This window comes from Guyparkeria halopsychrophila, from assembly GCF_044582135.1.
GTDB lineage: Bacteria > Pseudomonadota > Gammaproteobacteria > Halothiobacillales > Halothiobacillaceae > Guyparkeria.
Genome location: NZ_JBDODP010000038.1, coordinates 1 through 7938, shown reverse-complemented (window position 1 = coordinate 7938; position 7938 = coordinate 1). Strand labels below are relative to the sequence as shown.

The 7938-nt window shown below is 61.3% G+C and carries 8 protein-coding genes; all 8 read left to right on the top strand.

Annotation, left to right across the window (positions count from 1 at the left end; translation table 11 throughout):
- A partial coding sequence (cysC, locus tag ABGV18_RS11240) for an adenylyl-sulfate kinase (RefSeq protein ID WP_396586109.1) occupies positions 1-610 on the top strand: 610 nt, incomplete at its 5' end.
- A gap of 13 nt (positions 611-623) precedes the next feature.
- Positions 624-1415: a 3'(2'),5'-bisphosphate nucleotidase CysQ gene (gene cysQ / locus ABGV18_RS11235; protein ID WP_396586108.1), complete on the top strand. Its 792-nt coding sequence runs from the start codon at positions 624-626 to the stop codon at positions 1413-1415.
- A gap of 364 nt (positions 1416-1779) precedes the next feature.
- A complete protein-coding gene (mntA, locus tag ABGV18_RS11230; protein ID WP_396581965.1) occupies positions 1780-2223 on the top strand; it encodes a type VII toxin-antitoxin system MntA family adenylyltransferase antitoxin in 444 nt (147 codons plus the stop codon).
- Positions 2224-2235: 12 nt separating this feature from the next.
- A complete protein-coding gene (hepT, locus tag ABGV18_RS11225) occupies positions 2236-2652 on the top strand; it encodes a type VII toxin-antitoxin system HepT family RNase toxin (protein ID WP_396586107.1) in 417 nt (138 codons plus the stop codon).
- A gap of 279 nt (positions 2653-2931) precedes the next feature.
- Positions 2932-3378: an REP-associated tyrosine transposase gene (locus ABGV18_RS11220; RefSeq protein ID WP_396586106.1), complete on the top strand. Its 447-nt coding sequence runs from the start codon at positions 2932-2934 to the stop codon at positions 3376-3378.
- A gap of 641 nt (positions 3379-4019) precedes the next feature.
- Positions 4020-5873, top strand: a complete 1854-nt coding sequence (gene glmS / locus ABGV18_RS11215; RefSeq protein WP_396586105.1) for a glutamine--fructose-6-phosphate transaminase (isomerizing) — start codon at positions 4020-4022, stop codon at positions 5871-5873.
- 33 nt (positions 5874-5906) lie between these two features.
- Positions 5907-7109, top strand: coding sequence for a Wzz/FepE/Etk N-terminal domain-containing protein (locus ABGV18_RS11210; protein WP_396586104.1), 1203 nt, complete (start codon positions 5907-5909; stop codon positions 7107-7109).
- A gap of 19 nt (positions 7110-7128) precedes the next feature.
- The coding region (locus ABGV18_RS11205) for a nucleotide sugar dehydrogenase (RefSeq protein WP_396586103.1) at positions 7129-7938 on the top strand (810 nt) is incomplete at its 3' end.

Below are 7938 nucleotides of genomic sequence, written 5' to 3'. Positions count from 1 at the left end.
CCTTCGGCGCAGCCAGAACATCCACCGTCAGCACATCGACGTCGATAAGGCGCGCCGGGCCGAGCTCAAGGCGCAGCAGCCGGGCGTGCTCTGGTTCACCGGCCTATCCGGTGCCGGCAAGTCGACCATCGCCAATGCGCTGGAGAAGAAGCTCGCCGCTGCAGGCCAGCACACCTACCTGCTCGACGGCGATAACGTGCGCCACGGCCTGAACCGTGACCTGGGCTTTACCGACGCCGACCGTGTCGAGAATATCCGCCGCGTCGCCGAGGTGGCGAAGCTGATGGTCGATGCCGGCCTGATCGTGCTGACATCTTTTATCTCACCGTTCCGCTCCGAGCGCGAGATGGCCCGTGGCATGTTGGACGACGGCGAGTTCGTTGAGATCTTTGTCGACACGCCGCTGGATGTCGCCGAGGAGCGCGACGCCAAGGGGCTCTACAAGAAGGCTCGCCGCGGTGAGCTGAAGAACTTCACCGGCATCGACTCGGCCTACGAGGCGCCGGAAGATCCCGATCTGCACATCAAGGCGGCCGAACTGTCGGCCGACGAGGCTGCCGATCGTATCCTCGCGTTCCTTAAGGAGCGCGGCATGATCACCGCCGTCTGAAGGCCGGAACGTAATGAAAATCAACACGGCATTGCTACAAGAGATCACCGCCATCGCCGAAGAGGCGGGACAGGCCATCATGACCATCTACGCGCGTGACTTTTCGGTGGAAGAGAAGGCCGACAAGAGTCCGCTGACGGAAGCCGACCAGGCGGCTCACAACCTGATCATTGAACGGCTTGGGCCGTTGCTCGGCGGTGTGCCAATTCTCTCGGAAGAGGACACCGAGGGATTCCCCGGGCCGGATGCGCAGGGCCGCTACTGGCTGGTCGATCCGCTGGATGGGACCAAGGAATTCATCAAGAAGAACGGTGAGTTCACCGTCAATATTGCCCTGATCGAGAATGGCCGGCCGAGCTTGGGTGTGGTCCACGCTCCCGATCTGGGTCGCACCTACATTGGCTGGCCGGGCGAGGGTGCCTGGCGCATCGATACCGACGGGAAGCACACGATCACGGTGGTCGGCGAGCACGGCGGCCCCTGGCGCGTGGTCGGCAGCCGCTCGCATGCCAGCCCGAAGATGGCCCAATGGCTCGAACAGCTCGGCGAGCATGAAATGGTGCCGATGGGCAGTTCGCTCAAGCTCTGCCTCGTCGCGGAAGGGGCGGCCGACGTCTACCCTCGCCTGGGGCCTACCAGCCTCTGGGACACCGGCGCGGCGCAAGCCGTGGTTGAGGCGGCCGGCGGCAAGGTGCTCGCCCCGCATGGCGAGAAGCTGGATTATTCTCGGACCGACGAAGTGCTCAACCCCCATTTTCTCGCCCACGGTCGGCGAGTGATCGACTGGCCCGCGTGGGGCGATTGATCTTTCAACCTGCCCTCCGATCGCCACTGGCAGATCGCCTACCGCCCCGTCGCCGACAGCTTCCGCGGCCGAAAGCGCCTCAAGCTATTCGTCGAAACGGCGTTGCCCGTTTTGATCTCATAACGACGGTTCCCGGTCTCGATCCACCCTGTGGGTCGGGCTTCAGCCCGACAATCCACCCATCAGGGCGGAGGGATCTGTGATCTGGGTGGGGGGGGTAAAGTCGGCCTTGTGGCCGACTGTTGGACTGAAGTCCAACCCACAGGCCTTCATTCTAGAAGCGGGCTACTAGCCCATGTGGGTCGGGCTTCAGCCCGACAATCCGTCCGGCAGGGCGGATGAGCGTTACACTGAAACCCGATTCATGAACACTAACCCGACGGTCAAGCGCATGCAGGTAAAACCGCCGTTGAAACAAGTCCCCATGCTCGACCGGCTTCGTTCGATTGCCAGTGAAACGCCGGAGATTGCCGTGGTCTGGCTTTACGGTTCTCAGGCCAAGGGAACCGCGACGTCCAACAGTGACTACGACCTGGCGGTAGCCTTCGCAAAGCCGCTTGCTGATCCATTTGAGCGTCGGCTCCGTCCCGAGTTGCTGGCACAGGCCTGGCAAGATGCCCTGGATCTTCCAGCGGAAAAGCTCTCCGTGATCGATATCGATCTCGCTCCAATTCCCCTTGCAATGGCCGTGGTGCGCACAGGACGTCCCTTGTGCATCAATGATCCGTTGCGATTGGCGAGGGAGGAAAACCGGATCACGTCGATGTGGGAGCTCGACTATGAATACCACCAACAGCAGTTTGGCTGAGGGGCTGTCACGATGACCGAGCGGATGGAACCCGAATACGTTGCTGCCATGCGGGAGCATGTCGAGCAGTTGGCCGAGGAACTCGACGAACTTCGCCGTCTGGCGAGTGAGGGGAGTGCACTGCCACCGCTTCTCTACCGGGCGGCCGAACGCAATCTGCAGCTGTTGACCGAGGCGTGCATCGGAATCGCCAAGCAAAAGCTAAAGGCGTCGGGTTTGGTCGTGCCGAGCGACTCACGCCAGGCCTTTGCAAAGTTGGCCGCCATGGGGGCGGATCACAGCGGCACACCTTGGAACAAGGTGATCGGCCTGCGGAACGCGCTGGTACATGATTACCTAAACCTGGATCCCCAGATCGTAACGACGGTGGTCCGTGAAGGTCATTACGAGACGCTACTGGCATTCGTCAGAGAACATCTGGCCGACTAGTGATTGCGTCGGAATAGTCGGCCTGCTGGCCGACTGTTGGACTGAAGTCCAACCTACAATCGCGCGTTCGATATGGTGCCGCACCCTGTGGGTCGGGCTTCAGCCCGACAATCCGCCCGGCAGGGCGGATGGATTGAAGGAGGGCGCGGGTCGACTATTGGGCCGGAGTCCAGCCCACAGCAGGCGATTGCTCTCAAATAGGCATATATTGTCCGGTTCGCCGGATTTCACTCGCAAGGCGAATCACCCTCTCTGGTCATTCATCAAGGACGATGAATTATGAGCTATAGCGACCTGCTTCGCGGCCGGCATTCCGAGCCCAGTCGAGAATATCTTGTTACCGCCGTCACCGACCGGCGGCAGGCGTTATTCGAATCGTTCGATGTCGCCCGGTTGCTAATCCAGACGTTTCGCGAGAACCATGAGGCCGACCAGGCCGAATGGCTCGCGTTCGTGGTGATGCCGGACCACTTTCACGCGTTGCTGCGACTCAGGCAGTCCTCTCTGCCCGCCGTCATGCGGACAGTTCGCGGATCCAGTGCCCGGCGTGTCAACAGATCACTCGGCCGCTCCGGTCGGGTCTGGCAGCCCGGCTATCATGATCGAGCGCTGAGATCGGAAGAAGACCGTGTTGCGGTCGCGAGGTATATCGTGGCCAATCCTTTGCGCGCTGGCCTGACCGAGCGTCTCGCTGACTACCCGCACTGGGATGCGGTATGGCTATGAGTCGGTCTGCGACCGACGTTGGACTGAAGTCCAACCCACAAAGGGGCACCAAACCTTGTGGGTCGGGCTTAAGCCCGACAATCCGACCCGCTGATCGGATGGATCCGCGATCGAAGCGGAGTGAAGTCGGCCCGCCGGTCGACTGTTGGACTGAAGTCCAATCCACAGGCCTTCATTCTAGAATCGGGCTACCAGCCCATGTGGGTCGGGCTTCAGCCCGACAATCCGCCCGGCAGGGCGGATGGATCCGCGATCGAAGCGGAGTGAAGTCGGCCCGCCGGCCGATGTTGGACTGAAGTCCAACCCACAGGCCTTCGTTCTAGAAGCGGGCTACCAGCCCATGTGGGTCGGGCTTCAGCCCGACAATCCGCCCGGCAGGGCGGATGGATCCGCGATCGAAGCGGGGTGAAGTCGGCCCGCCGGTCGACTGTTGGACTGAAGTCCAACCCACAGGCCTTCGTTCTAGAAGCGGGCTGCCAACCCATGTGGGTCGGGCTTCAGCCCGACAATCTGCCCGGCAGGGCGGATGGCGGCCATCAAGGTGGCGTCAAGGCCACAAGCTCTAAACAGCACCCCATGCCGCGGCCTTTCCTGTACAATTCCGCGCTATTCAATCCGAGCTTAGGCAGGGAAACGGATACATGTGTGGAATCGTCGCAGCGGTAGCCGAACGGCAGGTGGGCCCCATCCTCCTGGAAGGATTGCGCCGTCTGGAATACCGCGGCTATGATTCGGCCGGTGTGGCCTTGCTCGACGAGGGGCAGGGGCTGGTCTCGGCGCGCGCCGTGGGCAAGGTCGCCGCTCTCGCCGAGAAACTCGAAACCACGCCCATCACCGGTCAGCTCGGCATCGCCCACACCCGCTGGGCGACCCACGGCGTGCCGGTCGAGCGCAACGCCCATCCCCACATCGCCCCCGACCTCGCTCACGGTCGGGTGGCGGTGGTGCACAACGGCATCGTCGAGAACTTCGCCACGCTCAAGGCCGAGCTGGTCGATAGCGGTTGTGCCTTCGCCTCGGATACCGATACCGAGGTCATCGCCCATCTCATTCATCACCAACTCGAGTTGGGTCTCTCGCCGGAAGCGGCCTTTCATGCCGCCGTCGACCGCCTACAGGGGGCGTTTGCGTTGGCGGTGATCATTATTGACGCCCCCGAAACGCTGTTCGTCGCCCGCCAGGGCAGCCCGCTGGTCATCGGCGTGGGTATCGGTGAGCACTTTGCCGCCTCGGATGCGCTCGCGCTGCTGCCGGTCACTCAATCGTTCATCTACCTGGAAGAGGGCGACCGGGCGGTGCTCACCCGCGAATCGGTCGTCATCAGCGATGCCGCGGGCAACCCGGTCGAGCGTCCCGTGCGCCAGTCGGCCCAGCGCGCCGAAAGCGCCGACCGCGGTCGCTTCCGCCACTTCATGCTCAAGGAAATCCACGAGCAGCCGCAGGCCATCGCCGACACCCTCGAAGGCCGCATCGCCGACGGGCACATCTTGCCGGCAGCGTTCGGGGTGGGCGCCGACGAGATCTTTGCATCCGTCGAGCGCGTACAGATCATCGCCTGTGGCACCAGCTACCACGCCGGCATGGTGGCGCGCTACTGGTTCGAGGACATCCTCCGGCTACCCTGCGCGGTCGAGGTGGCCTCCGAATTCCACTACCGGCACCCGGTCGTCAGCCCCAACACCCTGATCGTCGCGCTGTCGCAGTCCGGCGAGACGGCCGACACGCTCGCCGCCATCCGCATGCTCAAACGCGAGGACCCGACCCGTCCCGTGCTCGCCATCTGTAACGCCCCCGAATCCTCGCTGGTGCGCGAGTCGGACCTGGTGCTGATGACCCGGGCCGGGCCGGAGATCTCGGTGGCGTCCACCAAGGCGTTCTCCACCCAACTGGTCTCGCTGGCCCTGCTGTTGCTCGCGGTGGGCCGCGCCAGCGGCCGCATGCTGGAGCCTGAAGAGCAACGCATCGTCGCCGGGCTGGAGAAGGTGCCCGGACGCATTCAGGATGCTTTGGATCATGGTGACCGGGTACGTGAACTCGCTGAACTGCTGGTGGAAAAGGAGCACGCCCTGTTCCTCGGGCGCGGACCGATGTACCCGATCGCCATGGAAGGGGCGCTGAAGCTCAAGGAGATCAGTTACATCCACGCTGAGGCGTACCCGGCCGGTGAACTCAAGCATGGGCCGCTGGCGCTGATCGACGAGACCATGCCGGTAATCACCATCGCGCCGCAGAACGAACTTCTCGACAAGCTCAAGTCAAACATCGCCGAAGTGACTGCGCGCGGGGCGGAGCTGTTCGTCTTTGCCGATGAAAGGGCGGGCTTGCACACCGCGGATTTCACCCATGTGCTCCCGGTGACGTCGCATGTCGGGCGGATCAGTGCGCCCATCATTTTCAATATCCCCCTGCAGTTATTGGCTTACCACGTGGCCGTCCTCAAGGGAACCGACGTAGACCAGCCACGCAATCTGGCGAAATCGGTCACCGTGGAGTAACCGTGCAAAACGCCTTTTCAATAGGTCCGACGAATGAACGATATCCAGAACTCCCCGTCACATCCACCGGTTCCACCACGTTTTGATGACGAGATCGACCTCATCGACCTCGGTCTGGCTCTTTGGCATCGCCGTGTCCTGATTTTGGTATTTCTTGTGTTGGGCCTGTTGTCGGGCGTGCTCGCGGCTCAACTGCAGGATGCCGAAAAGAAAATGTCCGCTGTGGTGTTGGTTGGGCATGACGTGAACCAAGGTGAACAAATTCCGGTAGCGTCCACCAAGACCGCATCAAGCCTGCTCAATACCTCCTTGTTGCCCGCCAATGCGAGAAAGCACGATGATCTCCTAAACCCCGACGATCTCAAGATTCAGGCCAAGGCCGGTGAAAGCGCCATGGTGACCATCGCGGGGCCAGTTAATTCCGAAACCTTCCCCGCGTTGTCAGAAACGGTACGCGATGCGGTGAGTGGATTGGCGGCGGCTATCGACAACCGGTTGCGCAGCCGGGTGGATTCGATCGAGTCATCTGTTCGGCAGCTTGAGTTGGAGCTGGAAAGCCTGATGGACAGGGACCGAATCGAACAGGAACGCAAAAAGATCGAGCAGGAAATTACCAACAAGGAAAATAAGCTGGCCAATCGGGAGGATGATCAGGCCTACCTCGAGTCGGAAATCGGGCGATTAGAGAGGATGATCGAGTTGCAGACGGCGCGCGCTGCAGAAATCGCAGATCATCTCGATGAACTCAGGGACGACGTGAAAGCCATTTCAGTCTCAACCTCGACAGAAGCCATGACGGCGATGCTGTTGGGAAATCAGATTCAGTCTTATCGGAACGATCTGAAGCGCGCTAATCAGCAGATCACGGTGCAATTGCCACGGAAGATCAACCAAGCGCGCACGAAAATGGCCAAGGCGGAGCGGGATCAAGTCGAGCTGCAAACCGAGAAAACGCAAGCGAAGCTGGAGCTCAAGAAATTCGATCGTGAGGTCGAAAGACAAACGCAAACATTGCAGGCGCAGCTAAATGAAAAACGTGGCTTGCTCCAGAACATTCAGTTCACCTCGTTGTTGAATGAACCCCAAATGCGCGTGGAGTCCGGACACGGCGTAGTGCTGTTTGCTGCACTTGGTCTAGTCTTGGGTGGTTTTGTTGGCCTGTTTGCAGCCCTGATGGCCAACTTTATCTCCGCCGCCCGCGAGCGCCTGCATGGCGAACACGAAGTCGAAGAATAATTAACAAAACGATATTCACATGACAGCAACCAACACATTCCACCCTCCCAAAGACGTCAAGATCGCCATGGTCGGTCTCGGTTACGTCGGTCTCCCGCTGGCCGTGGCTTTCGGCCGCGTCCAGTCCGTGGTCGGCTTCGATATCAACGCCAAGCGCATCGCCGAGCTGAAAAACGGTGTCGACCACACCCGCGAGGTTGAATCGGACGAACTGGCCGAGGCGACACAGCTTTCGTTTACTGATCGACTGGAAGACATCGCCGACTGCAATGTCTTTATCGTTACCGTCCCCACACCCATCGATCGCTACAAGCGCCCGGACCTGAGCCCGCTCATTTCTGCCTCGCAGGCGATCGGCCAGGTGCTCAAGAAGGGCGACGTGGTCATCTACGAGTCGACGGTCTACCCCGGTGCGACCGAGGACGATTGCGTGCCAGTGCTGGAACAGACCAGCGGCCTGACGTTCAACCAGGATTTCTTTGCCGGCTACAGCCCCGAGCGCATCAACCCAGGCGACAAGGAACACCGCGTCGCCGACATCATGAAGGTGACCTCGGGCTCCACGCCCGAGGCCGCCGAGTTCATCGATGCGCTATACCGTCGCGTCATCACCGCCGGCACTCACCTGGCCCCGGCGATCCGCGTCGCCGAGGCCGCCAAGGTGATCGAGAACACCCAGCGGGACGTCAACATCGCGCTTGTCAATGAGCTGGCCATGCTGTTCAACAAGATGGGCATCGACACCCAGGCCGTACTCGAGGCCGCGGCCACCAAGTGGAACTTTCTGCCCTTCAAGCCGGGTCTGGTCGGTGGGCACTGCATCGGCGTC